A 22,468-nucleotide genomic window follows, 5' to 3' on the forward strand; every position below is an offset into this window, starting at 1 on the left:
TTCGGGGACGGGAAGGCACAAATGCCAAGGAGCAAGGAAGATGAACAGCAACGAAGCCAAGCAGGAAGCCCGCCGCCAGCGTTACCTTGACCGCGCCGATCAGGCCCGCCAGGAATTTGAGGACACCCACGAACGCGCCCACAAAATGGCGGAAGCTATCCCTTTCGGGCAGCCCATCCTTGTGGGGCATCACAGCGAAAAGCGCGACCGCAATTATCGGGGCCGCATACACGATACTTTCGGCAGGGCTTTTGCCGCCCTGGAAAAGGCCGAGCACTACAAAGACAAAGCCGCAAGCGTTGGTCACGGCGGCATTTCCAGCGACGACCCGGACGCCCTGCAAAAACTCCGTGCCAAGTTGGCAGAAATGGAGAACAGCCAAGCCCTGATGAAGGCGGCGAATCAGACAATCCGCCGCCATAAGACCGACGAGGCCCGTATTGCCGCCCTTGTGCCCCTTGGCTTCACCGAAGCCCAGGCACTGGATTTAATCAAGCCGGATTATATAGGCCGTGTGGGCTATGCCCCATTCACCCTTTCCAACCACAACGCCAACATGCGCCGCGTGAAAGAGCGCATTGCCGAACTGGAACACGCCGCCACCCGCCAGCATAAGGAAGAGCAAGCCGAGGGCTACACCTACCGGGAAGACCCGGAGGAAAACCGCGTCATGTTCATTTTTGACGGCAAGCCCGCCGAGAATGTCCGCCAGCTTTTGAAGTCCCACGGCTTCAAGTGGTCGCCCACCCGTGGCGCATGGGTTCGCCAGATAACAGGCAATGCCTTGTTTGCGGCAAGATGCGTCAGGCAAGGACTGGCGGAACTTTCCGCCTGATAGACTCTATCAAAACCAGGGCAGTCCGGCACACACCGGGCGGCCCTAAAAATTTTCGCGGCTTGCGCCCGGCGCTCACATCACGCCGAGCGCAAGCCGCATCGGCGGCAGGGCCGCCGTGAAGTCCAAAATCGAAAGAACTTGAACATATCAGGGAAAATCCCAAGAGCCTCAAGGCATCTTGACATGAACTACAGTTGACATTACATGTGTAATGAAATGCATTACAAGGAGGCCGTCATGGCGAATCTGCAAATCCGCATTGATGAAAACCTCAAGGCCCAGGCCCAGAGCATCACCGCCGATATGGGCATGGATGTGGCAACAGCGGTACGAATGTTTCTTACCCAGATGGTGCGGGAAAAGGCTTTGCCTTTCACCCCCAGCCTTGACCCTTTTTATCATCCCCATAATCAGGCGCATCTTGCCCGGCTGGCGCATGAGATGGACGCACAGAAAAACTGCACGGCTCACGAACTGATCGAGGATGCCCATGAAGCTCCTCTGGCATGATACTGCCTGGAACGACTATCTGTATTGGCACAGCACCGACAGGCAGATACTCAAGCGTATCCACATGCTCATCAAGGATATTCAGCGAAACGGGTATACTGGCATCGGCAAGCCTGAACCGCTAAAGGGCAACCTGCAAGGCTGGTGGAGCAGGCGCATTGACGCTGAACATCGCCTTGTGTACCGCATTGTTGATGACACCTGCCAGATTATTCAATGCAAAGGCCATTATGAAGTGTGATTGCGGCATGTTCATAAGCCGCAGCCTTACCTGATTCACAACAAAGCACCGCGAACAGCCGTATGCCCGCAGATTATACGATCTGCGGGCATACGGCTGTTCGCGCTTTGGCGATTGCAACCCGAAGGCAGCAGGCCAGAACCATTGTCACCCCTTCCACCTTCCGGGGGTGCGCGTCACCGCGCATGGAGTGCGCCAAGCCTCATGCGTTCGGCCTCCGGGCTTGTGCAGGTTCGTCGCAGGCTCCTCCCTTCCGCGCCCTGCGGCCTCTCTCCTTGCGTTTGTCACACTCCATTCCCCCCTACAGGCGGCGCGGGCTGCCCGCTCTACGAGGGCGCGGCAAGCGCGTGAAAAGCCGTGCGGTAGGCTGCGCAACTGATAGATGACCTTTCCCTGGAGTGGGAGGGGGCAGCACCTATGGGCAAATGCCCCCTCCCGCCGCCGGGGAAAGGTTTTCCGGGGACGGGAAGGCACAAATGCCAAGGAGAAAGACAATGATTCACGGTAAGACCCTTCAAGAATTGGCCCTGGAAGTGGAACGGCAGAGCAACGCGCAGCACGATCTTATTGTACCCTCCGGCCAGATGGAAATGAGAGCGCACAACGAGCTTGCGCCCGCCCTGGCGATCAAGGCCGAGAGCGATCTTTTCCCCATGACCGAAACCGGCCACGACACCCTTGCAAGCCGCCTCAGCATCCCCACCCGCTACTATGAGCGGATGCGCAGCGAAGCCCCGGCGCTCTTGTCTTACAACGTCAACGAATGGTTGCGGCAGGAGAGCGAACAAAATGTATCCCGCATGGTGCGTACCCTGGACGGCAAGGCCCGCGCCGTGCTTTCCGATAAATACAAGCGCCTTGATAACCACGAATTTTTGATGACGGTGTTTCCCGTGCTGCTGGAAGCCGGAAAGCGCGACGGCATGACCGTTGACGTGAAGAGTTCGGAAATCACCGAGCGCCGCATGTATGTACAGCTTACCTTTGAAGGGCTGGAGGCCGAATTTCCCGTCAACCGTCAGGGGCGGCAAGTGGGCGAAGTAGTCAAGGCAGGACTTGTGCTCAAAAACTCCGAAGTGGGCTATGGATGCCGGGAAATCAACTTTCTTGCCTACACCCTGGCTTGCACCAACGGCATGATTTTGCCGCGCTCCCTTGGTTCCTTCACAACCCGCCATGTGGGCGGCAGGCAGGGCAACGGCTCATTGTTCGCCCTTTCGCAGGAAGCGCAGCAGGCGGACGCCCGCGCCTTTGCCTTGGCGACCCGTGACGCCGTGCGCCAGATGGTGAGCCGTGACAACTTGCAAGAGCTGGTCAACCGGATCAGGCCGCCAATGCCCGCCCCATCACCGGGCATGTGGAACAGAGCGTCAAGGCGCTGGGCAAGTCCTACAGTCTCACCCAGGACGAACAGGACAATATTTTGCGCCACCTTATTACGGACGGCGACCTTTCGCACTACGGCCTGACCAACGCCATCACCCGCAGCGCCTAGGATGCCGCCAGTTATGACCGCGCCATTGAGCTTGAAGAAATCGGCGGCGTGTTCTTGCATCTGCCGGAGCGCCAGCTTGAACCCATCCTTGCGGCCAAGCCGGAAAAGGCCCTTGTGACGGCGTGAGTTATCCCATTCCAGCAACAACGGCATGGCTGGAATTTCCCGGCCATGCCGGGAGCAGAGGCCGCACGTTCTGCACTGCGCAGTAATGCCAAACACAATGCGAACAGCCGCCCTCACACCCCGGCTGTTCGCCCAGAAACACAAAAAACACAGGAGGCAAAAGGCCCGGCGGGAAACCGCCGTGCCTGGTTCCCGCCCTCCCGCCCGCGTGGGAGAGATGAATGTATGGGGAATAAGATATAAGGCTATTACAAGATTTCAAAATACACCTGTTCCCAAGAGCTGCCCAAGCCAAATACATCAGCCTATCCACGGGGTGGCCTGTGTTGCTCGCCCCATGAACACATGGCATTGAGCAGCGGAATAATGGACTCGCCTCGCTCGGTGAGACTGTATTCAACCTTGGGTGGAACTTGCGGGTATTCTTTTCTGATAATCAATTCGTCCTTTTCCAATTCCTTGAGCATAAGACTCAGCGTCTTGAATGAAATGGTGCCTATGACCTTTTTGATCTGATTATGGCGCATGACGCCTTTATCCGCCAGCCAGAACAAAATTATCATCTTGTACTTCCCACCGATGAGAGAAAGCGTGTAGCCGAAATTGGTTTCAGCTACAGGGGTTCCTGTGGGGACATATTCTTCCATGCTCATAGACACTCTCCAAAAGGTAAGTACATGAAGTAAATGTGCATACTTTACATAATGCATATTCAAAATTACATCTGGCATCAAGCCCCGCGCCTTACACGCCCCCCTCCACTGACAAGCCATGAGAACTATTGTCAATTGAAAAGCCTAACTATCAGGCTCAGATGTCATGAACATGCTCATACCTTCCGTGCTCTTGCCCTCCAGACCAAAATCCTTCTATCGGCTGGCGCTTATGAATTTTTTCTTTGTTATGGGGATACTTTTTTCCTCATGGGCCATACGCATTCCTGACATAAAAAATTCGTTGGCTCTTTCGGACGCGGAACTTGGCGGCATACTCTTCGGCGCGCCGCTGGGGCAGCTTCTTGCCATAACTCCCGCAGCATGGCTCATCGGTCGCTTCGGCAGTCGCCATGCCATCATAGGGGGCATGTGCATCATGCCGCTGGCCTTGGTTACACTAAGCCTTGCTCCCAGCCGTTTATGGCTGTTCGCCGCTCTGGCCTTTTTTGGATTTGCCAACAATATTCTCAATATATCTCTCAACGCGCAGGCTGCTGGCGTGGAGGCTCTCTACGGCAGAAGCATCATGGGCACCTTTCATGGAATGTGGAGCGTCGGAGGCGTAATCGGCGGCATTGTCGGAGCGATCATCGCTCCCTTGGGGGTATCGCCGTTGGCGCACTTTATGGTGATATACTGCTACGCGCTTTTGACTCTGGCGATCATGTTGCGCTCTATTATGCCGAGGAAAGTGGGCAAAGGAAACCGAAAGGAAAACCATAATCCGTCAAAAATACATCCAGACATGTATCTTGCTTTGTTGGGAATCATTGCATTCGGCAGCTTCGCCATCGAAGGCGCTATGTATGACTGGACTGCGGTTTACTTCGCGCAGATTTTGAATGTACAAGAAGAGCTGGTTCGCGTGGGATATGTGGCGTGCCTGACAGCTATGGTCATCGGTCGCTTGACGGCGGATTCACTGGTGAATCGTTTCAACGTGGTTTTTGTATTGCAAATGAGCGGTCTGTGCGTCGCGCTTGGACTCTCGCTGGCCTTGCTCTTTCCGTCTCTGGCATCTGCCACCTTCGGTTTCGCTCTGGTGGGTTTCGGCATGGCGTCCATCGTGCCGCTCTGTTTCAGCCTTGCGGGTAAATCGGACAAATTTTCGGCCCAAGTATCCATTTCATTTGTGGCGTCTATCAGCTACTTCGGCTTGCTCATTGCCCCACCAATGATTGGGGTGTTGTCGGAAAGCCTGAACCTTCGCTGGGCCTTGTCCCCGCTTGCGCTCATAGGCGTGTGCATTGTGGCCCTGGCAGCGATACTCAAACGCATGCGTGGTGAAGGCTTACACTTGTAATCTGTTCTTCACATATTCTCTGGGAGATAGCTGGTAGTATTCTTTAAAATCCTTATGAAAATTACTACTATTGGAATAACCCAGCATTAAAGCAATCTCATTTATGGATAAGGTCGTATTGTTCAAAAGAACAAGCGATTTATTTGTATGTAGACCCCCCCCCGCTATGGTCTGACCCCTGTCTACTTGACAGGGGTCAGACCATAGCGGGGGGGGTCTTTTGCATTCCGGCGAGTTTGCACCCCTTCCGTCCTCACTTCGCCAGCAGACCGGCCAGCTCTCGGGCCTGGATCTCCCCCTTTTCCAGCACATGCAGTACCTGGCCCTGATGCAGCACCACCAGGCGTGTGGCCAGTCGCACCGCCTGCTCCGGACTGTGCGAAACCACAATCAGCGGATAGCGCTTTGCCAGCCGCAGCAAAAGATCCTCAATACCGGTGGCGGCGTGTACGTCGAGCGAGGCCGTAGGCTCGTCCAGCAAAAGCACGGCGGGCTCCAGCGCCAGAGCCCTGGCCAGGCAAAGGCGCTGCTGCTGGCCGCCGGACAAACGTTCCGCCGGAATATCCAGCCGGTCGGCCACCTCATCCCACAGGCGCACGTCAACGAGAGCCCGCTGCATACGTCTCTGTATTTCCGGAGCCGGAACGCCCGCCACCACCTGCAGGGGAAGGGCAAGGTTCCGGGCCACGCTGACCGGCAGGACATTGGGCGTCTGAAAAACCATGCCCACCCGGCGGCGGAGTTCGCTCAAGGGGCGAGGACACGCCCGTTCCCCGTCTTGGCCGGACGCCTCATAGATGGCCTCCAGGCCGTTTCCCAGGTCCAGTTCCACCCGGCCGGTGGTTTGGCTGTGGGGAAACGTTTCATTAAGGCGGTTCAAGGCCCGCAGCAGGGTCGTCTTGCCCGAGCCGGAACGCCCGGCCAGTACCGTAATCCCGGCGGCCGGGGCGCAAAAAGCCACATTGTGCAAGATTTGCCGTTTGTTGAAGGAAACGCACAGCGCATGAATGCGCGCGGCAATTTTCATGATTCCCCCCGCCAGCGTCGGTGAAAGCGGTTTTCCAGCAGACGGGCGCAGAACAGCAGGCCCGAGGCCAGCATAAGCAGAACCAGGGCCGCGCCAAAGCCCCGGAGCAGCTCTTCCTGACTTTGGTATTGGGCCGCCGTGTAAAAGATGGAAAAAGGCAGGGCTTCAAACTTGCCCCATAAGCCCGCGGGCAGGCCCGCATTGGCTACGACGCCTGTAAGCATGATGACGGCCGTGTCCTCGGCGGCCCGGCCCAGGGCGAGAATCACGCCGCCCCGGATGCCCGGAACAACGGCGGGAAGCAGAATGTGGCGCGCGGCCTGCCGCCTGGTGAAGCCCAGAGCTGTGGCGGTAGTTCTCAGGCTTTTGGGAACGGCCTCCAGGGCTTCGCACGTGGTGGTCACCAGTACGGGCAGCACCAGCAATGCCAGGCAGGCGGCGGCCAGAAACAACGACGTGTTCGCTTCCGTCTGGAAGGTCTTGCGCAGAAAGAGAATCAGCGTAAAGCCGAACAGCCCCATGACGATGGAAGGCGTTCCGGCCAGTACATCCATAGCCAGGCGGATGCGGGCGGCCTGACGTTTCGGCGCGAATTCGGCCAGATACAGGCCGCAGCCCACGCCGGGGAAAACAGCCAGCAGTACGGTAAGGCCCACCAGGCAGGCCGTACCCGCGCAGGCGGGCCAGAGCCCGTCCCAGACGGCTTGGCGCCCCAGCAGCGCGTCCAGGGCCGGGACATCCCCGAAAAAAAGCCGCGCGCCCAATGTGGGCAGCCCTTTGAAAAGCAGAAAGGCCAGCAAAGTGCCTGTTCCCAGGATCAGAAGCAGGGCGCATGTGCGCAATGCCCAGCGGAAAAAAGCGCCGGACGGAGCAAGGGAGGGCGCCCGGCGGATCAGCATGACCGCATTTCCTTGCCGCGGCGCGCGTCCGTCTCCAGGCGGCGCAAGGCCAGGCTTACCCCGCCGTTGACCAGCAGGAGAATCAGACCGGCCACAAAGAGGGAATTATACGCCGCGCCGCCCACTTCGTTGGCCGTGACCAACGCCATGTGCGCGGTAAGCGTACGCAGGCTTTCGGTCAGGCCGCCGGGAACTTGCGTGGCATTGCCTGCCAGCATAAGCGGGATAAGAGTGTCGCCCACGGCGCGGCCGAAACCCAGAACAGCCGCGGCCGTCAGGTTACGCCGGGCTTTCGGAAGCACAAAAAAGCGCAGTAGGTCCAGGCGGGAAAAGCCCAGCGCCTGCCCCCAGGGGCAAAGCCGTTCCAGGCGGGGGCCGAGCCCGGCTTCCAGCACCAGAACCATGGTGGGAAGAATCAGAAGGGTGAGCATGATTCCGGCGGAGAGCAGGCACATGCCCGTACCGCCCAAAGCCGTGCGCACCAAGGGCGTCAGCAGGAACACGGCCGCAAAGCCATAGACCACGGTGGGAATGGTGGTCATAAAGCGGATCAGTGTTCCTGTCAGCTTCACCAGGGGGCGCGCGGCGCGGGCCTCTTCGGTGAGCAGCCAGCAGCACAAGCCCAGCGCCAAGGGCCAGCCGATGATCAGGGCAGAGCCCGCCAGGGCCAGAGATCCCAGGCACATGGGCAAAATGCCGAAATGCCCCTGGTAGGGCTGCCAGACCCAGTCCAGGGGGCTTCCCGGTCCCGGCTGAATCAATGCGGGCAGGGCGGCCGCCAGAATCATGACGAAGAGCAAGGACACCGCGCCGACGGCCAGGATCGCGGCCAGCCGTGTGCCCAGGCCCGCCCGGTCGCCCGGTTCGCTCTGATGTGCGGTCGGCCCGGCGGCCGTGAAGATCAGATCTTCTCCTGCCGCCGGGCCGTCAGCGTCCTTATTTTTTCTCATAGGGAATATAACCGGCCCCGGACACGATCTCTTTGCCCGCGGGCGAGTAGATATAGTCCACAAAGGCTTTGGTCAGCCCCTCGGGCTCGCCCTTGGTGTTCATATACAGCAGCCGGGTCACGGTGTAGGTACCCTTGGCGGCGTTTTCCTGGGAAGGCTTCATGCCGTCCACGTCCAGGCCTTTGATGCTCGGGTCCAGATGTCCGATGCCCACATAGCCCACGGCGTTGGGATCCTGGGCAATGGCGGTTTTCATGGCCCCGTTGGAATTGACCACGTTGGCCCCGGCAGAGGAACTTCCCTTGTCCAGAGCGCGTTCCTCGAAGGTTTCGCGGGTTCCGCTGCCGTCCTCGCGCACGTAAAGCGAAATGGGCGCGTCAGCCCCACCCACGGCTTTCCAGTTGGTGATCTTACCGGCAAAGATATCTTTGAGTTGGGCTTTGCTCAGTCCGGAGACCGGATTTTTTGGATTGACGGCCACCGCCACGCCATCGATGGCAAAGGGAAAGCTGACCAGCCCGTATTTCTTGATTTCGGACTCCTTGAGCGCCCGGCCCGTGTTGCCGATCTGGGCTAGGCCCTCGCCCGCTTTCTGCACGCCTACGCCTGAGCCGCCCCCGGCCACAGTGATGCGGATGTCCGGATTGGCCGCCATGATCTGTTTGGCCGCGCCCTTCATCACCGGGATATGGGCGGTGCCTCCCGCGATGTCGAGGTTGCCTTTCAGGCCGTTGAAAGCGTCCAGAGGACCGGCGGCCAGAACCGTGGAAGCGCTGAAAGCCAGGCAGGCCAGCGCCATAAGACAACGATGCATGAGAGTTCTCCTGTTTTGCCGTGTGAGCGACACGATCCGGAGCTGTGTCCGAACCAGGCCATTGCCGCAAGTGCGGCGTCACTGAGCCGTTGCAGGAGGGAGAAGGAGCCGCGTCATGCCTGATGCGGCCATGAAAGAGAAAGAAAGCTCGGCCGCTAAGGGATGAAGGGAGACATCCAGCCCCACCCAACGGCCGGTCAGGTGGCGCCGGTACGCGCACGCATGCCCTCCGCGTCCTTCAGAATCCTGAGACGCTGGCATTTCAGCGAGATTTCGCGTGAATATTTCCGGCATGCAAGCATTGAATCTCTGTACGCAGACCTGAACCGGGAGTCAAGGCATGCGGGAACGCGGACATTGTAGCTTCCGACGCTGCCGCGGGTCATTCCTCCGCGTTAAAGGGGTGTTCATAGTCGTCCACGTCAAAGCGGCAATCCTTGAAATAACAGCAGCGGTCGGCCTCGGTGACAAACCGCAGCACGCGGCAGGGATTGCCGACGGCCAGGGCATTGTCCGGAATGTCCCTGGTCACCACGCTGCCGGAGCCGATCACCACATTGTCGCCCACGCGCACGCCGGGATTGACCACCGTATTGCCCCCGATCCAGACATTGTCGCCGATGGTGACGGGCCTGCCGTATTCATAGCCCGAATTCCGGGATGCGGGATGCAGGGGGTGCCCGGCCGTATAAATAGCCACATTGGGCGCAATCATGGCGTAGCGGCCGATGCTGACCCTGGCCACGTCCAGCACCGTGAAATTGTAATTGGCGAAAAAGTTTTCGCCCACGACGATATTATAGCCGTAATCGCAGTAAAACGGCCCTTCGATGCGCACATGCCTGCCGCATGCGCCGAGAATCTCGCGGAGCAGCGCGTCCCGTTCGCCTTCCCGGTCGGGCGGCAGATGATTATAGCGAAAAATTTTTTCTCGGCAGGCCCGGCGTTCTTCGCTCAGCCCGTCCAGCCAGGCCTTGTAGGGCAGGCCCGCCAGCATGCGTTCCTTGTGGTTCATGACCAGTTCTCCTTTGTCCGCGCGGGGAGCGTGCCTCAAAAAAACGGCAGGCTTGCGGCCTGCCGTTTTTTTGAACTGGTGAAAAGCTTATCCGGCTTAGATGAAGAAAACCCAGGTCAGCAGGGCGAACAGCGGGATCAGAATGCCCACGGACCAGGCCATGTAGCCGAAGAAGCTGGGCATGCGCACGCCCTGGTTTTCCGCGATGGAACGGACCATGAAGTTGGGCGCGTTGCCGATGTAGGTATTGGCGCCCATGAACACCGCGCCCGCCGAAATGGCGATCAGGGTGTTGGACATGTCGTTCATCAGGTGAACGGCGTCGCCGCCGGCGGTGTTGAAGAAGACCAGGTAGGTGGGCGCATTGTCCAGGAAGCTCGACAGCGCGCCGGTGAGCCAGAAATACATGGCGTTGACCGGCTGGCCGTCCGGGGTGGAAACCATCTGGATCAGGGAGGACAAGGCGCCGTCCGTACCGGCGCGCAGAATGGCGATGGCCGGGATCATGCTCAGGAAGATGCCGAAGAAGAGCTTGGCCACTTCCTCAATGGGCGCCCAGGAAAAGCCGTTGAGCTCGCGGCAGCGGCGGCTGGTGAACTTCCAGGAAAGACCGGCCACGCAGAGCAGCACGATGTCGCGCAGCAGGTTCTGGCCTTCCACGGGCACGCCGAAGATTTCGATCCAGGTGCCCAGCGGCAGCATGCCCGAGGCCAGCACCGCCAGCACCACGCCCAGCAGGAAGAGCAGGTTGATCTTGCCGTCCAGGCCGAGTTTCTCTTCCGCGGCATCGGGATCATGCGGCGGGGTGGGGCGGCCTTCCTTGTTGAAAAGCACCGTGTCCAGCACAAAGAAGATCGCCAGCAGGGCCACGGAGAGGCAGAGAGTCTTCAGGAAAAGATGGGTGGTGGTCCAGAAGAAGCTGACGCCCTTGAGGAAGCCCAGGAAGAGCGGCGGGTCGCCCAGCGGGGTCAGGGAGCCGCCGATATTGGCTACCAGGAAGATGAAAAAGACCACGGAATGCACGCGGTATTTGCGGTGGGCGTTGGCGCGCAGCAGGGGGCGGATCAGCAGCATGGCCGCGCCGGTGGTGCCCATCCAGCTTGCCAGGACGGTGCCCACGGCCAGCAGGAGAGTGTTCACCACGGGCGTGCCCACCAGCGAGCCTTTGAGACGCACGCCGCCGGCCACGGTGAACAGCGCGAACAACAGGACGATGAAGGGGATGTAGTCCAGCAGAATGATATGCAGAAATTCGTACAAAGCCACATTGAAGCCGTAAACGAGGAGACAGGGCACCAGAAAGGCCAGACCCCAGAAGACGGCGATTTTACCGAAATGGTGTTCCCAGAAGTGCGGCAGGGCCAGCGGCATGATGGCGATGGAAAGCAGCATGCAGGCGAAGGGAATGACCCAGACGGCCGAGAGCTCGGATCCGGGGATGGTGGGATGTCCCGCGGCGGCCAGGGCCGCGCCGGGCAGAACCAGGGCCGAGAACAGGGCCGTAACCAGGGTCAGAGACAAAGACCAGAGTTTTGACATTGGGCACTCCTGAATGGAAAATGTCGCGGCCCCGGGCCGCGAAAAAAACAGATATTTTCCGTTTTTTTAGGCTAAATCCACACCCTTGGCAATGCGCTTGCCTGAAAAAGTTTTTTCTGACACACCTTTCACAAGCATTTGCATCGCTGCCGCCATGTCATTCGCAGCGTGCGGGGCACGCCGCCTGCGGCGGTAAAGCAAGAGCCGTATTTTTTCGCTGCGCGCAGGCCTGTTGCAGAAGTACACATGAGTAAGGAAGTCATCAGCATGCCCAAGGAACCCACTCCCAGGCGCAGGGCGCGCCTGCTTGAAGTGCTGCGTCACCGCCAGAACGATCTGACCCTGGTGCTGGCCAACATCCACGATCCGCACAACGTTTCGGCCATTTACCGCTCCTGCGACGCCTTCGGCCTGTCCAAAGTGCATCTCTATTATACGAACACCCCGTTTCCGACGCTGGGCCGCAAAACCTCGGCTTCGGCCCGCAAGTGGGTGGAAAGCGAGCGTCACAAGAACAGCGCGGATCTGATGCGCACTCTGCGCGGCCAGGGTTTTCAGGTGCTGGCGACCTCCTGCTCGGAAACGGCCCGGCCTTTGCGGGACTGGGATTTCATCCGTCCCACGGCGGTGATCATGGGCAATGAGCACAGCGGCGTTGAGGAGGAGCTGCTTTCCCTGGCCGACGGCCAGCTTTACATCCCCATGTACGGCATGATCCAGAGCTTCAACGTCTCCGTGGCCGCGGCCATCATTCTGGCCGAAGCCGCGCGCCAGCGCGAGGGCGCCGGAATGTACGATTCCTCTCGGCTGAGCGAGGCCGAGCTGGAGGCCAAGCTGGAGGAATGGTTGAAGAAGTAGCGCTTTGCCGCATGATTGGCGGGGATTTGCGGCGGCCTGTTCTTTGCGGACGAACTGAAAGCCGCGCCGCATGCGGCGCGGCTCATCAAACCGGAACAGATCGCCTTTGAAATGCTCTGGTCCCGGATCAGGGGCGTTCCCCGCTCTGTTCCTTGCGCGGAGTCACCTGCTTCTCAAAGGCCTTGCCGTTCCATTGAAAGCTGACCTCGTTGGCCAGGGGCACATGGGCCATGCCCGAGCTGTTCCAGAAGACGGGTTCGGCCTTGAGCCCGCCCAGGCCCAGGCAGATCAGCACCGTGGGATTGATGTCCGGCGGCAACTTCTGCCCCTGGTCCAGAAAATCCCTGATGTCCGGTTCCGGCGGGGTGTCGATGGGCACCATACGGCCCGAAGCGTCCACCCGCCATAATTCCATGGTGCAGATGGGACCGCCCAAGGTGCCGATGGCCGCCTCCACCGAGCCGTCCGCCGTATTACGGAAGAGTCGCAGGGCTACGGCGCTGTCCCGGAAGGGCAGGGCCGCGAAAACAATCACGTCTTCGGTCTCTCCGGCGACTTCCCAGAATTCCGTATGGCCTTCGGCCAGCAGTTGCTGCTTTTCCGCGTCGGAAAGGCCTTCAGCCGTATTCTCAAAAATGCTGGCGGGCAGCAGGGTGAAAATGCCCCTGGCCGTCATGCCGTTGTCCTCCGCCTGGGCCGTGGCGGGCAGTGTCACGGCAAGCAGGGCCAGCAGCGCGTATATCCGTATATACTGGTGCATAGCTATCCCCCTTCCGGCCGGGGCCGGGCGGACCTGTTTCAGGCCCGTAAAATTTTTTTTACCGATTTTACGTCCGCTTGTCCATGTGCCCCTGCGGATTTGGGCCGTATCTTATATCCACGCACATGTATAGATAAACTCTTCGGCAAAACGTCCGTAAAGAAAAGGGAAGGGTTACGGCATAACGGCATCCGATAATTCCGGCGTGGCGGCGGAGCGTAGTGAACGGCTGGGGATTTGTTGCGGAGCGGGAATATTTTGATTTGATGTGTATGGTCGCTGTTGTGTGCAACGCCATGGTGTTTGCTGAATGAAAATTGATAAAATCTGTCCGGTATAAGAATAAATACATTAATAGTTATTGCAATATGTTGCATGTCTGGATGAATATGCGGCTTGTGCTTGATTTTTTTAATGGTCCTATGTAAGACTGAAAATACATAAACATTTTATTTCTTTCTGGTGGGGAAGTCATGTTGAAAAACATCAGTGTCCGCGCCAAGCTTTTTGTCCTGCTTATTCTGCCCGTGGCCGCGCTGATCGCCCTGGCCGCCGGAAATGCTCTGGAAAAATACCAAACCGTGCGCGCCATGGCCATGGCGGTAAGCGTGGTGGACCTTTCCTCGGCGGGCAGCGCCCTGATCCATGAGCTCCAGAAAGAACGCGGTTTGTCCGCCGGTTTTGTGGCCCGGCGGGGAGCCTATGCCGAGGAATTGCCGGGTCAGCGCAAACAGACCGAGGCAGCCCGGCAGGCCATGGCCGAAAAAATGGCTGTTTTCAGCGCGGCCAATCCCACGGCCGCGGTCAATGCCCAATTCGCCCCGCTGACGGAAAAACTTGCATCCCTGAAAGATCTGCGCTCGCGCATCGACGATTATAATATCGCCCCGTCCGAGGCCATCGCCGTGTACTCTGGCCTCATCCTCCATATGGAGGATATTCTCCGGGGCGTGCTGGACCGGTATCTGGATGTCGGGCTCTACGCGCGGGCGGTGAATTTCCTTAATCTCATCTATGCCAAGGAATTCGCCGGGCAGGAGCGGGCCACGCTGAATGTGGCGCTGTCGTCCCGGCGTTTCAATAAACTTCTGTACCGCGACTGGATCGAACATGTCGCCTTGCAGCGGGCCTATCTTCAGGATTTTCTGGAGCGGGACGAAGCACTGGCGCGGGTCTATGCGCAAAAGGTGCCGCCTCTGCTGGAGAAGGTGGAAACCTTCCGCCGGGAAGCCTACGAGAGCCAGGACGAACCTCGGCTCAGCGGCGACGCCAAGGCCTGGTTCGCGGCCTCCACAGCCTATATCGACGCCCTTTACGAGGTGGAGGCCGCCGCCGCGCGCGATCTGGAGCGGACGGCGGACGCGCTGAGCGATGCGACCCGGCAAAGTCTGTATATTTCGCTGGGCGTGACCCTGGCGGTGATCCTGTGCACGCTGCTGCTGGCCCGCAGCCTGGTCGGCAACGTCACCAGACCGCTGCGCCGCTCCGTGACTTTTGCCCAGAAAGTGGCCGCCGGAGAGTTGGACGCCGAATTGCAGATGGTCCGCAAGGACGAATTCGGCGTGCTCGGCAGGGCGTTGCAGACCATGGTCGTCTCCATCCGGGAAACGTTGGCAAAAGCCGACGCGGCGGCGGAATCCGCGCAGCGCGAGGCCGAACGGGCCCAGGCCTCGACGACCGCGGCCGAGGAGGCCCGTGCCCTGGCAGAGCGCCGCCAGGACGGCATGGCTCTGGCGGCGGAACGCATCGCCTCGGCCGTGGCGGCCATGTCCGCCGCCACCCAGAGCATCTCCAGCCAGATCGAGCAGTCCGACAAGGGAGCCAAGGAACAGTCCGCGCGACTGGGCGAGGTAGCCGTTGCCATGGAGGAAATGAGCGCCACGGTGCACGGGGTGGCCCAAAACAGCTCGGCCGCCGCCGAAACCGCTGAAGTTGCCGGAAAGCAGGCCCAACAGGGCTCGGCCAGCGTGGCGGAAGTGGCCGAAAATATCACCAGGGTGCTGCGCCACACCGAAGAACTCAAGGAATCCATGACCCGCCTGGGCCTGCGCGTACGGGACATCGACAAGGTGCTCAACGTGATTACGGATATCGCGGACCAGACCAATCTGCTGGCGCTCAACGCCGCCATTGAGGCTGCCCGCGCGGGCGAGGCCGGGCGCGGCTTTGCCGTGGTGGCCGACGAGGTGCGCAAGCTGGCCGAAAAGACCATGGCCGCCACCAGGGAAGTGGCCGAGGTGCTCTCCGGCATTCAGCGGGACGCGGCCCATAATATCGCCACTGTGGATCAGACCGTGGAAGGCATGAGCCGGACTACGGATTTGACCCATCAGTCCGACGAAGCCCTGCGCGAGATCGTGGCCCTGTCGGACAAGACCAGCGAACAGATCCGTTCCATTGCCGCCGCCTCCGAGCAGCAGGCCGCGAGCAGTGAAAACATCAGCAGAAGTGTGACCGGAGTCAACCGCATTGCTGTGGAAAATACGGCGGGCATGGACCATTCCGCCAAAGCCGTCAGGGATCTGCTGGAACAGACACGCCTGCTGGGGAGCCTGGTGCGGGATCTCCAGGACGAAGAGCATCGCTGATCCCGCGACGCTCCCGCTTCCGCAACGACTTCGAAAACGACTTCGAAAAAAGCGTGGTTTCCGCTGTGGCTAGCCGCCCGGGGCGGCGCGCAACTCCTGACGGGTTTGCGGCATGTGCCGCTTGACGCGACACCATTCTGTTTTGAAAACGGTAAGCTGCTTCTGAAGTCCGCCTTCGCGTGCCGGGCTCCGGCTCCGGCGCTCTTCACCGCCGTCCCGGTCGACGGGGATTTCACAGCTCCGCGCCGTTATCCTCTATGCATGGGGGGAATGCATATGCGCCTTTGCCTACTGTGTCTCGCTGTCGCCGTCTGCATGCTGACGTCTGTTCCGGCCAGCGCGGGAGCCATCAACGCCGCCGGTCCTTATGTGGGTTCCCGGAAATGCGCCGAGTGCCATGCTGAGGAGTATGAGACGTTCCGGAAATATTCCAAGAAGGCCGGCACCTGGAAACACATCAGCGCCATGGCTCCCAAGCTGACGGCGGAAGAGCTGCGGGGCTGCTACGCCTGCCACAGCACAGGCTACGGCAAGGGCGGCTTTGTGGACTATCAGTCCACGCCGCATCTTGCGGATGTGGGCTGTGAAACCTGCCACGGTCCGGGAGCGGCGCATGCCGAAAGTGGTGACCCCGCCGTCATCCGGCGCACGCCGCGTCACGAGGATTGCCTCGCCTGTCACAATGAAAGCCGCGTCAAAGCCTTCAACTTCAAGCCGCTGATCCATAGCGGAGCACATTAGGAGAACAGCATGCTTTTCTCCACCCGGAATATGCCGTTGGTCCGCAAATGCGCTTTGCTGGTCGTGATCACGGCCGTAGTCGTCTTCGGCTGCCTGATCGTCTTCAACAGTATCCAGAACCGCAACGCCACTCTGAGCAGTCTGGAATCCTCCACCCGTCTGGACGCCGAGCTGCTGGCAAGGCTTGTGGAAGCCCCCATGAAGCGGGGCAATGACGCGGAAACTCGCGAGGTCGTGCGCCTTCTGGCGGATAATTACAAGAACGTGTCCGTCTATCTGGCGGGCTTCAACGGCGAGATCACCTATGCCACGGATGCCTCGGCCGTGCGCGCGCCGTTGCGGGAACGCCTGCGGACGCCGGAAGCGCGGCAACTGGCCGCCGACTCCCTGCGCGCGCCCCTCAAGGTCGGCCGTCTGGTGGAAGCGGACGGCTTCAGTCGCTTCCTGATCGTTTCCAGCATTCCCAACGGCAAGGATTGTCATCACTGCCACGGCGCGTCCAAAGCCATTCTGGGCACTCTGGTGGTGTCCAAGGATGTCACCCCGACCATCAACGACCTGAAATCGCGCACGCTCAGCAACATTGCCTTGTCTCTGGCGGGCATGTGTCTGCTCATCGCCGCGTTGCTGCTTTTTCTGCGCCGCACCGTGGTCCGGCCCGTGGCGGAACTGGCCGCGGCTTCCGGCAAGGTGGCCGGAGGCGATTTCGACGCGCCCTTCCCCGTGCCCAACTGTCTTGAGCTGCGCAGCCTGCGAGACAGCCTGGCCGCCATGATCGCCCACCTCAAAACCGAACTGGGCTTTTCCCAGGGGCTCCTTCGGGGCATGGGCCTGCCCTGCGTGATTACGGATACCGATGACCGCATCTCCTTCATGAATCAGCGGGCTGTGGACATCTACAACCTCAAGGGGCGGCCCGAGGACTACAAGGGACGGCTGCGCGGCGAGGCCTTTTTCAATGATCCCGACAGAATGACCAATACCAAAAAGGTGCTTCTGAACAATGCCGACATTGAGGACGAGCCTTATACCTTCACGGTGGGCGGCCGGACGCGCCATGTGCTGGTCAACGCCGCACGCCTGCTGGATGTGGACGGCAAGCTGCTGGGCGCCTTCACCCTGATGACCGACGTCACCGAGTCCGTGCGGCAGCGTGAGATCATCCGCGTGCAGAACGAACGCATTGCGCAGGTTGCCCAGGCCGCGAGCGTGGTTTCCGGCAGGCTGGCCGGCGCGGCCGCCCGGATTTCCGAGCAGATCGACGCCACCAGCCGGATGGCCCAGGAGCAGGACGCGGCCTCCGCTCGTTCCGCCGGGGCCATGCGCGCCGTGGCCGAGGAGGCCGGGCGTGTCTCGGCTTCGGCCGGGGATACGGCCCGCACCGCCGAGAGCACCCGGCAGGAGGCTGATGAGGGCGTGCGCATTGTGGAGGGCGTTACCGGCGGCATCAACCGGGCCGCGCAAGAAACTTCGGTCCTGGCTGAAAACATGCGCGAGCTGGGCCAAAAGGCCGAAAGCATTTCGCAGGTCATCACGCTTATCGAGGAAGTGGCGGACCAGACCAACCTGCTGGCGCTCAACGCGGCCATTGAGGCGGCGCGCGCGGGCGAGGCCGGGCGCGGTTTCGCCGTGGTGGCCGACGAGGTGCGCAAACTGGCCGAAAAGACCATGCAGGCCACCGGGCAGGTCACCCGGGCCGTGGAGGAAATCCAGCGGAGCGTCAGCGGAAACGGCAAGACCACGGAGCAAATGGTGAATGTCATGAGCGAGTCCAGCCGCCGGGCCGGGCAGTCCGGGGAGGCGCTGGAGCGCATCCGGCAGATGGCCGCGCGCACGGCCGAAGGCATGCGGGCCATTGCCTCGGCCGCCGACGGCCAGTGTGAAACCAGCCGCGAGGTTTCCGAGACGGTGGACAGAATCAACGCGCTCTCGGACGAAACCGCGCGCAACATGAGCGCCTCGGCTGAGGCCGTGGCCGAATTGAGCCGCCTGGCTCGGGAACTGGACGCCATCATCGAAGGCATGCGCGATGCCGGGGAAGAGGGCGCGGCGGGCTCCGAAAAATCACGCCTTGCCAAGAGCTCCGGAGCTGCTTAGATAACACTCCATGAAAACGGACAACAAGCCCCGCATCCATATTGAAAAGGCCCGCCAGCACAATCTCAAAAACATCAGCCTGGACATCCCCCGCGACGAACTGGTGGTGGTCTGCGGGCCGTCCGGCTCGGGCAAATCCACCCTGGCCTTCGACATCGTCTACGCCGAGGGCCAGCGCCGCTATGTGGAATCCCTTTCGGCCTACGCCCGGCAGTTCCTGCCCCAGATGGACAAGCCGGACGTGGAGAAGATCGAGGGCCTTTCCCCGGCCATTTCCCTGGAGCAGCAGAGCGTTTCGCGCAATCCCCGTTCCACTGTGGGCACGGTGACGGAGATTCACGACTTTTTACGCGTCTTTTTCGCGCGCCTGGGCCGCATGTACTGCCCGCAGTGCGGCCGCCCCATCGAGGCCCGCGCCGCCGACGAGATCATCGGCGACATTCTGGCCCTGCCGCAGGGGACCAAATTCATGGTCCTGGCCCCGCTGGTGGAATTGCAGAAGGGCACCCACCTGGACAAGTTCAAGAAGCTCAAGGCCGAAGGCTTTGCCAGGGTGCGCGTGGACGGCGCGTTTTGCACCCTGGACGACGTGCCCGCCCTGGACAAGAACAAGAAGCACAGCATCGATCTGGTGGTGGACCGCCTGGTGAACAAGGAGGGCATCCGGGGTCGGCTGGCCGACTCTGTGGAACTGGCCCTGCGCTACGGCGAAGGTCGTCTCGTGTTGCACGAACCGGACAGGCCCGAGGCCGAACGCGACACCGTCCATTCCACTACCTCGGTCTGCCCGCACTGTCATATTTCCCTGCCCGCGCCCAGCCCGCAGCTTTTTTCCTTCAACGGCCCGCAGGGGGCCTGCCCGCGTTGCGTGGGCCTGGGCAGCGTGGACTATTTCGAGCCGCGCCTCATCGCGCCCAACCGGGGCCTTTCGCTGAATACCGGCGCGCTGCTGCCCTGGGCCACGGACAAGATGTTCAGCCGCTACGAAACGGCGCTCAAGGCTCTGGGCAAACGTTTCAAGTTCACATTATCCACGCCTTTGGATCTGTTTTCGGACGCGGCTCTGGCCGCCCTGTTCTACGGCGAGGACGAGCACGGCAAGCCCGCCGCCGGCTCCCTGGGCCTGCGCCGCAACTGGATGGGCGGCAATGTGGCCCTGGGCGCGGCGGGCGATTACCAGAGCGAGCATTTCGCGGAGGCCCAGCAAGCCCAGAGCGCGTTGGCCGTGAGCGACAAGCGCTGGCCCGGCGTCATTCCCCTGCTGGAAAAGGGCATGCAGTACGGCGAAGCCTGGCGGGAAGTGCTGGCCCGCTTCCGCCAGTCCATGGACTGCCCGGACTGCAAGGGCGCGCGCCTCAATGCCGAGGCCTTGTCAGTGCGCGTGGACGATCTGAACATCGCCCAGTTCTGCGCGCTTTCCGTGGAGCGGGGCCTGGAATGGCTGGAAAAGCGGAGCTTCACAGGCCGCCATGCCCTGATTGCCGAACCCCTGCTCAAGGAACTGACCTTCCGTCTCTCCTTCATGCGCAACGTGGGCCTGGAATATATCTCTCTGGGCCGCTCCATGAGCACGCTGTCCGGCGGCGAAGCCCAGCGCATTCGTCTGGCCTCGCAACTGGGCTCGGGCCTGGTGGGCGTGACCTATGTGCTGGACGAGCCCTCCATCGGCCTGCACCCGCGCGACAACGAACGCCTGCTGGGCACCCTGCGTTCCCTCCAGGCGCGCGGCAATACCGTGCTGGTGGTGGAGCACGACGAGGCCACCATCTGCGCGGCGGACACGGTCATCGAACTGGGGCCCGGCTCCGGCTCGCAGGGCGGGGAGCTGATGTTCCAGGGCCCGGTGGACGATCTGCTGGGCAAGGCCGACACGTTGACGGCCCGCTATCTGCGCGGGGACGAATCCATTCCCCTGCCCGACGCCCGGCGCGAGCCCCAGGGCGAAATCGTGCTGCATAACGTGACCACCAACAATCTGCGCGGCATTGACTGCCGCATCCCCTTGGGCGTGCTGACCTGCGTGACCGGCGTGTCCGGCTCGGGCAAGAGTTCGCTGGTGGTGGACACGCTCTACAAGCATCTGGCCCTGAACCTGGGCCTGCGCGTGGACCAGCCCGGCGCCATCGGGGGCTTGAGCTATGAGGGCGACGGAGCGCCCGTGGAGCGCATCGTGGCCATTGACCAGACGCCTATCGGCCGCACGCCGCGCTCCAATCCGGCCACCTACACCAAGATCTTCGACGAGATCCGCAACATCTTTTCCATGACCCAGGACGCGCGCAAGCGCGGCTACAAGCCGGGACGCTTCAGCTTCAACGTGCGCGGCGGCCGTTGCGAGGCCTGCGGCGGCGACGGCCAGATCCGGGTGGAAATGCACTTTCTGCCCGACGTCTATGTGACCTGCGACGTCTGCAAGGGCAAACGTTACAATCATGAAACCCTGGAAGTGCGCTACAAGGGGCTGAACATCGCGGAAGTGCTGGACCTTACCGTGCGCCAGGCCCGGCAGCTTTTTGAGAACTATCCCGGCCTGGAGCGACGGCTGGCCGTGCTGGAGGAAGTGGGACTGGAATATCTGCGCCTGGGCCAGCCCGCCACCACGCTGTCCGGCGGCGAGGCCCAGCGCATCAAGATCTCGCGCGAGCTGGGCAAGCGCTCCCTGCCCGGCACCATGTACATTCTGGACGAACCCACCACCGGCCTGCACATGCATGAGGTGGGCAAGCTGATCAAGGTGCTGCACGCCCTGGTGGACAAGGGGGCCAGCGTGGTGGTCATTGAGCACAATACGGACATGATCCTGGCCTCGGACCACGTGCTGGACATGGGCCCCGGCGGCGGCGAAAACGGCGGGCTGATTGTTTCGGCGGGCACGCCCGAGGCCATTGTGGCCGATCCCGAGTCCGTGACCGGGCGCTTCCTGATGCAGGAGCGCACGGACCGGCTCAAGCGCCGCAAGAATTGAGGCGCTGATTTCTGAAAGGCAGGGCCGCAAGACTGCGGCGCGGCATCCAACCAAGGAGAAAAGCATGATCCGGCATATCGTCTGGTGGACGCTTCAGGACGAGGCGGACGGGCATACGGCGGCGGAAAACGCCCGGCGCATCAAAGAGGCCTCGGCCCCGCTCAGCGGCATCCCCTCGGTGCGTTCCGTGGAGGTTTCCTATGAAATTCAGCCCACGAGCACAGTGCCCGTGCAGGTGGTGCTGCAATCTCTGCATGACGACATGGCCGGGCTGAAGGCCTATGCCGAGCATCCCGTCCATCTGGAGTTCGGCAGGCTGGTCAAGGCCGTCAGCGCCTCGCGCCAGGCGCTGGATTACGCCGTGTAAGCCTTTTCGGACAGATCATTCCATCCCGCCTTTCCCTAGCATGGCGGGCACTGTAGAGCTTTTTGCGCTTAAAATTATTGTGTAACGGCGAAGTAAATTCGCCTTGCGATACTTTCGCGGTACGGATTTTCACGGAAAATCCGCACAGAGCGTTGGGATATTTTCAATAGCAAAACGCTCTAATGCCGAAAGCCTCCCGCCTGTAAAAGCGGGAGGCTTTGCTGTCCTGTGGGAGTGGAGGAGGTACCGCTGGATAGGGGTCAGGGCAATTTATGGCTGGAGCAGCCGCCCTGGCAGCCGTTTTTTTTGCCGTCGTTTTCGCAGCCGCAGGAGCACTGTCCTTTACGCAGGCAGCGGTAGAAACGGCGGCCGATGAAAAAAAGCGCGGCAGCCACGCAGATAATGATCAGCAGCAATTGCATATCCATGAGTTTCACCTTTGCTTGACTTGCCCGTGCAGGCGTGCCGGGATGCGGAGCCTGCGGAGTCGGGTGGGAACAGACGGGCAGGAGCGCGGATGTGTGGGACGCCGCCTTTCCGTCACGACTGAAGTATGGCTATTATGAAAATGAATGTCAAGTTCGTTGCGACCCTATAAAAAAGACCCGTAACCGGCAGG

General features: G+C 60.8%; 21 protein-coding genes. 11 read left to right on the top strand and 10 right to left on the bottom strand.

Annotation, left to right across the window (positions count from 1 at the left end; genetic code table 11):
• Window positions 1-40: 40 nt before the first annotated feature.
• The 4 genes from HMPREF0326_RS07085 to HMPREF0326_RS07100 all read left to right on the top strand — a co-directional run bounded on the left by HMPREF0326_RS07085 (window position 41) and on the right by HMPREF0326_RS07100 (window position 3,058).
• Window positions 41-835 carry a DUF3560 domain-containing protein gene (locus HMPREF0326_RS07085; protein WP_008685399.1) on the top strand — a complete coding sequence of 265 codons (795 nt, stop codon included), beginning with the start codon at window positions 41-43 and terminating at the stop codon, window positions 833-835.
• A gap of 240 nt (window positions 836-1,075) precedes the next feature.
• Window positions 1,076-1,348 carry a type II toxin-antitoxin system RelB/DinJ family antitoxin gene (locus tag HMPREF0326_RS07090; protein ID WP_009303602.1) on the top strand — a complete coding sequence of 91 codons (273 nt, stop codon included), beginning with the start codon at window positions 1,076-1,078 and terminating at the stop codon, window positions 1,346-1,348.
• On the top strand, window positions 1,329-1,589 hold the full coding sequence (locus HMPREF0326_RS07095) for a Txe/YoeB family addiction module toxin (protein ID WP_008685403.1): 261 nt from the start codon (window positions 1,329-1,331) through the stop codon (window positions 1,587-1,589). The genes HMPREF0326_RS07090 and HMPREF0326_RS07095 overlap by 20 nt, the downstream gene beginning before the upstream one ends.
• Window positions 1,590-2,083: 494 nt before the next feature.
• Window positions 2,084-3,058, top strand: coding sequence for a hypothetical protein (locus HMPREF0326_RS07100; RefSeq protein WP_020990372.1), 975 nt, complete (start codon window positions 2,084-2,086; stop codon window positions 3,056-3,058).
• Window positions 3,059-3,515: 457 nt separating this feature from the next.
• On the opposite strand, the gene HMPREF0326_RS07105 is transcribed toward HMPREF0326_RS07100, so the two are convergent.
• Window positions 3,516-3,863 carry a winged helix-turn-helix transcriptional regulator gene (locus tag HMPREF0326_RS07105; protein WP_008685409.1) on the bottom strand — a complete coding sequence of 116 codons (348 nt, stop codon included), beginning with the start codon at window positions 3,861-3,863 and terminating at the stop codon, window positions 3,516-3,518.
• Window positions 3,864-4,029: 166 nt separating this feature from the next.
• Here HMPREF0326_RS07105 and HMPREF0326_RS07110 point away from each other — a divergent pair, with 166 nt between their 5' ends.
• On the top strand, window positions 4,030-5,229 hold the full coding sequence (locus HMPREF0326_RS07110) for an MFS transporter (protein ID WP_008685411.1): 1,200 nt from the start codon (window positions 4,030-4,032) through the stop codon (window positions 5,227-5,229).
• On the opposite strand, the gene HMPREF0326_RS17600 is transcribed toward HMPREF0326_RS07110, so the two are convergent.
• The 7 genes from HMPREF0326_RS17600 to HMPREF0326_RS07140 all read right to left on the bottom strand — a co-directional run bounded on the left by HMPREF0326_RS17600 (window position 5,218) and on the right by HMPREF0326_RS07140 (window position 11,473).
• Window positions 5,218-5,541, bottom strand: a complete 324-nt coding sequence (locus HMPREF0326_RS17600; RefSeq protein WP_084493620.1) for an AraC family transcriptional regulator — start codon at window positions 5,539-5,541, stop codon at window positions 5,218-5,220. The genes HMPREF0326_RS07110 and HMPREF0326_RS17600 overlap by 12 nt on opposite strands.
• Window positions 5,483-6,256, bottom strand: coding sequence for a phosphate ABC transporter ATP-binding protein (locus tag HMPREF0326_RS07115; protein ID WP_008685412.1), 774 nt, complete (start codon window positions 6,254-6,256; stop codon window positions 5,483-5,485). Before HMPREF0326_RS07115 ends, HMPREF0326_RS17600 begins: the two co-directional genes overlap by 59 nt.
• Window positions 6,253-7,155 (bottom strand): PstA family ABC transporter permease, encoded by a 903-nt coding sequence (locus tag HMPREF0326_RS07120; protein ID WP_008685414.1) that lies wholly within the window; start codon window positions 7,153-7,155, stop codon window positions 6,253-6,255. Before HMPREF0326_RS07120 ends, HMPREF0326_RS07115 begins: the two co-directional genes overlap by 4 nt.
• On the bottom strand, window positions 7,149-8,105 hold the full coding sequence (locus HMPREF0326_RS07125) for a PstC family ABC transporter permease (RefSeq protein ID WP_008685416.1): 957 nt from the start codon (window positions 8,103-8,105) through the stop codon (window positions 7,149-7,151). The genes HMPREF0326_RS07120 and HMPREF0326_RS07125 overlap by 7 nt, the downstream gene beginning before the upstream one ends.
• Window positions 8,092-8,919 (bottom strand): phosphate ABC transporter substrate-binding protein, encoded by an 828-nt coding sequence (locus HMPREF0326_RS07130; RefSeq protein WP_008685418.1) that lies wholly within the window; start codon window positions 8,917-8,919, stop codon window positions 8,092-8,094. Before HMPREF0326_RS07130 ends, HMPREF0326_RS07125 begins: the two co-directional genes overlap by 14 nt.
• A gap of 382 nt (window positions 8,920-9,301) precedes the next feature.
• Entirely contained in the window at window positions 9,302-9,934 is a 633-nt protein-coding gene (locus HMPREF0326_RS17490; RefSeq protein WP_009303607.1) for a sugar O-acetyltransferase, read from the bottom strand.
• 96 nt (window positions 9,935-10,030) lie between these two features.
• Window positions 10,031-11,473 carry a sodium:proton antiporter gene (locus HMPREF0326_RS07140; protein WP_020990373.1) on the bottom strand — a complete coding sequence of 481 codons (1,443 nt, stop codon included), beginning with the start codon at window positions 11,471-11,473 and terminating at the stop codon, window positions 10,031-10,033.
• Between the two features lie 267 nt (window positions 11,474-11,740).
• Here HMPREF0326_RS07140 and HMPREF0326_RS07145 point away from each other — a divergent pair, with 267 nt between their 5' ends.
• On the top strand, window positions 11,741-12,331 hold the full coding sequence (locus tag HMPREF0326_RS07145; protein WP_020990374.1) for a TrmH family RNA methyltransferase: 591 nt from the start codon (window positions 11,741-11,743) through the stop codon (window positions 12,329-12,331).
• 127 nt (window positions 12,332-12,458) lie between these two features.
• Here HMPREF0326_RS07145 and HMPREF0326_RS07150 read toward each other — a convergent pair whose 3' ends face one another.
• Entirely contained in the window at window positions 12,459-13,091 is a 633-nt protein-coding gene (locus HMPREF0326_RS07150) for a hypothetical protein (RefSeq protein WP_008685428.1), read from the bottom strand.
• 473 nt (window positions 13,092-13,564) lie between these two features.
• Here HMPREF0326_RS07150 and HMPREF0326_RS07155 point away from each other — a divergent pair, with 473 nt between their 5' ends.
• The 5 genes from HMPREF0326_RS07155 (at window position 13,565) to HMPREF0326_RS07175 (ending at window position 21,849) form a co-directional block, all read left to right on the top strand.
• The gene (locus HMPREF0326_RS07155; protein WP_020990375.1) at window positions 13,565-15,679 is read left to right on the top strand and encodes a methyl-accepting chemotaxis protein; all 2,115 of its coding nucleotides are present in this window, start codon (window positions 13,565-13,567) and stop codon (window positions 15,677-15,679) included.
• Between the two features lie 270 nt (window positions 15,680-15,949).
• Window positions 15,950-16,420 (top strand): cytochrome c family protein, encoded by a 471-nt coding sequence (locus tag HMPREF0326_RS07160; protein WP_008685430.1) that lies wholly within the window; start codon window positions 15,950-15,952, stop codon window positions 16,418-16,420.
• Between the two features lie 9 nt (window positions 16,421-16,429).
• On the top strand, window positions 16,430-18,517 hold the full coding sequence (locus HMPREF0326_RS07165; protein WP_008685431.1) for a methyl-accepting chemotaxis protein: 2,088 nt from the start codon (window positions 16,430-16,432) through the stop codon (window positions 18,515-18,517).
• Window positions 18,518-18,527: 10 nt separating this feature from the next.
• Window positions 18,528-21,482 carry an excinuclease ABC subunit UvrA gene (uvrA, locus tag HMPREF0326_RS07170; RefSeq protein ID WP_008685432.1) on the top strand — a complete coding sequence of 985 codons (2,955 nt, stop codon included), beginning with the start codon at window positions 18,528-18,530 and terminating at the stop codon, window positions 21,480-21,482.
• 64 nt (window positions 21,483-21,546) lie between these two features.
• Window positions 21,547-21,849, top strand: a complete 303-nt coding sequence (locus HMPREF0326_RS07175; RefSeq protein WP_008685433.1) for a Dabb family protein — start codon at window positions 21,547-21,549, stop codon at window positions 21,847-21,849.
• 260 nt (window positions 21,850-22,109) lie between these two features.
• Here the strand turns inward: HMPREF0326_RS07175 and HMPREF0326_RS17185 are convergent, their stop codons facing one another.
• On the bottom strand, window positions 22,110-22,277 hold the full coding sequence (locus HMPREF0326_RS17185; protein ID WP_020990377.1) for a hypothetical protein: 168 nt from the start codon (window positions 22,275-22,277) through the stop codon (window positions 22,110-22,112).
• Window positions 22,278-22,468 lie beyond the last annotated feature (191 nt).

Origin of the sequence: Desulfovibrio sp. 3_1_syn3, assembly GCF_000145315.2 — a bacterium.
GTDB classification, from domain to species: Bacteria; Desulfobacterota; Desulfovibrionia; order Desulfovibrionales; family Desulfovibrionaceae; genus Desulfovibrio; species Desulfovibrio fairfieldensis.

Bases quoted from the DNA above. Each gene is read 5' to 3' on its own strand.
- HMPREF0326_RS07115 (WP_008685412.1), bottom strand. From the start codon at position 6,256: ATGAAAATTGCCGCGCGCATTCATGCGCTGTGCGTTTCCTTCAACAAA.
- HMPREF0326_RS07095 (WP_008685403.1), top strand. From the start codon at position 1,329: ATGAAGCTCCTCTGGCATGATACTGCCTGGAACGACTATCTGTATTGG.
- HMPREF0326_RS07120 (WP_008685414.1), bottom strand. From the start codon at position 7,155: ATGCTGATCCGCCGGGCGCCCTCCCTTGCTCCGTCCGGCGCTTTTTTC.
- HMPREF0326_RS07130 (WP_008685418.1), bottom strand. From the start codon at position 8,919: ATGCATCGTTGTCTTATGGCGCTGGCCTGCCTGGCTTTCAGCGCTTCC.
- HMPREF0326_RS07140 (WP_020990373.1), bottom strand. From the start codon at position 11,473: ATGTCAAAACTCTGGTCTTTGTCTCTGACCCTGGTTACGGCCCTGTTC.
- HMPREF0326_RS07150 (WP_008685428.1), bottom strand. From the start codon at position 13,091: ATGCACCAGTATATACGGATATACGCGCTGCTGGCCCTGCTTGCCGTG.
- HMPREF0326_RS07160 (WP_008685430.1), top strand. From the start codon at position 15,950: ATGCATATGCGCCTTTGCCTACTGTGTCTCGCTGTCGCCGTCTGCATG.
- HMPREF0326_RS07105 (WP_008685409.1), bottom strand. From the start codon at position 3,863: ATGAGCATGGAAGAATATGTCCCCACAGGAACCCCTGTAGCTGAAACC.
- HMPREF0326_RS17185 (WP_020990377.1), bottom strand. From the start codon at position 22,277: ATGGATATGCAATTGCTGCTGATCATTATCTGCGTGGCTGCCGCGCTT.
- HMPREF0326_RS07090 (WP_009303602.1), top strand. From the start codon at position 1,076: ATGGCGAATCTGCAAATCCGCATTGATGAAAACCTCAAGGCCCAGGCC.
- HMPREF0326_RS07085 (WP_008685399.1), top strand. From the start codon at position 41: ATGAACAGCAACGAAGCCAAGCAGGAAGCCCGCCGCCAGCGTTACCTT.
- HMPREF0326_RS07100 (WP_020990372.1), top strand. From the start codon at position 2,084: ATGATTCACGGTAAGACCCTTCAAGAATTGGCCCTGGAAGTGGAACGG.
- HMPREF0326_RS07125 (WP_008685416.1), bottom strand. From the start codon at position 8,105: ATGAGAAAAAATAAGGACGCTGACGGCCCGGCGGCAGGAGAAGATCTG.
- HMPREF0326_RS17600 (WP_084493620.1), bottom strand. From the start codon at position 5,541: ATGTGCTGGAAAAGGGGGAGATCCAGGCCCGAGAGCTGGCCGGTCTGC.
- HMPREF0326_RS17490 (WP_009303607.1), bottom strand. From the start codon at position 9,934: ATGAACCACAAGGAACGCATGCTGGCGGGCCTGCCCTACAAGGCCTGG.
- HMPREF0326_RS07155 (WP_020990375.1), top strand. From the start codon at position 13,565: ATGTTGAAAAACATCAGTGTCCGCGCCAAGCTTTTTGTCCTGCTTATT.
- HMPREF0326_RS07175 (WP_008685433.1), top strand. From the start codon at position 21,547: ATGATCCGGCATATCGTCTGGTGGACGCTTCAGGACGAGGCGGACGGG.
- HMPREF0326_RS07145 (WP_020990374.1), top strand. From the start codon at position 11,741: ATGCCCAAGGAACCCACTCCCAGGCGCAGGGCGCGCCTGCTTGAAGTG.
- uvrA (WP_008685432.1), top strand. From the start codon at position 18,528: ATGAAAACGGACAACAAGCCCCGCATCCATATTGAAAAGGCCCGCCAG.
- HMPREF0326_RS07165 (WP_008685431.1), top strand. From the start codon at position 16,430: ATGCTTTTCTCCACCCGGAATATGCCGTTGGTCCGCAAATGCGCTTTG.
- HMPREF0326_RS07110 (WP_008685411.1), top strand. From the start codon at position 4,030: ATGAACATGCTCATACCTTCCGTGCTCTTGCCCTCCAGACCAAAATCC.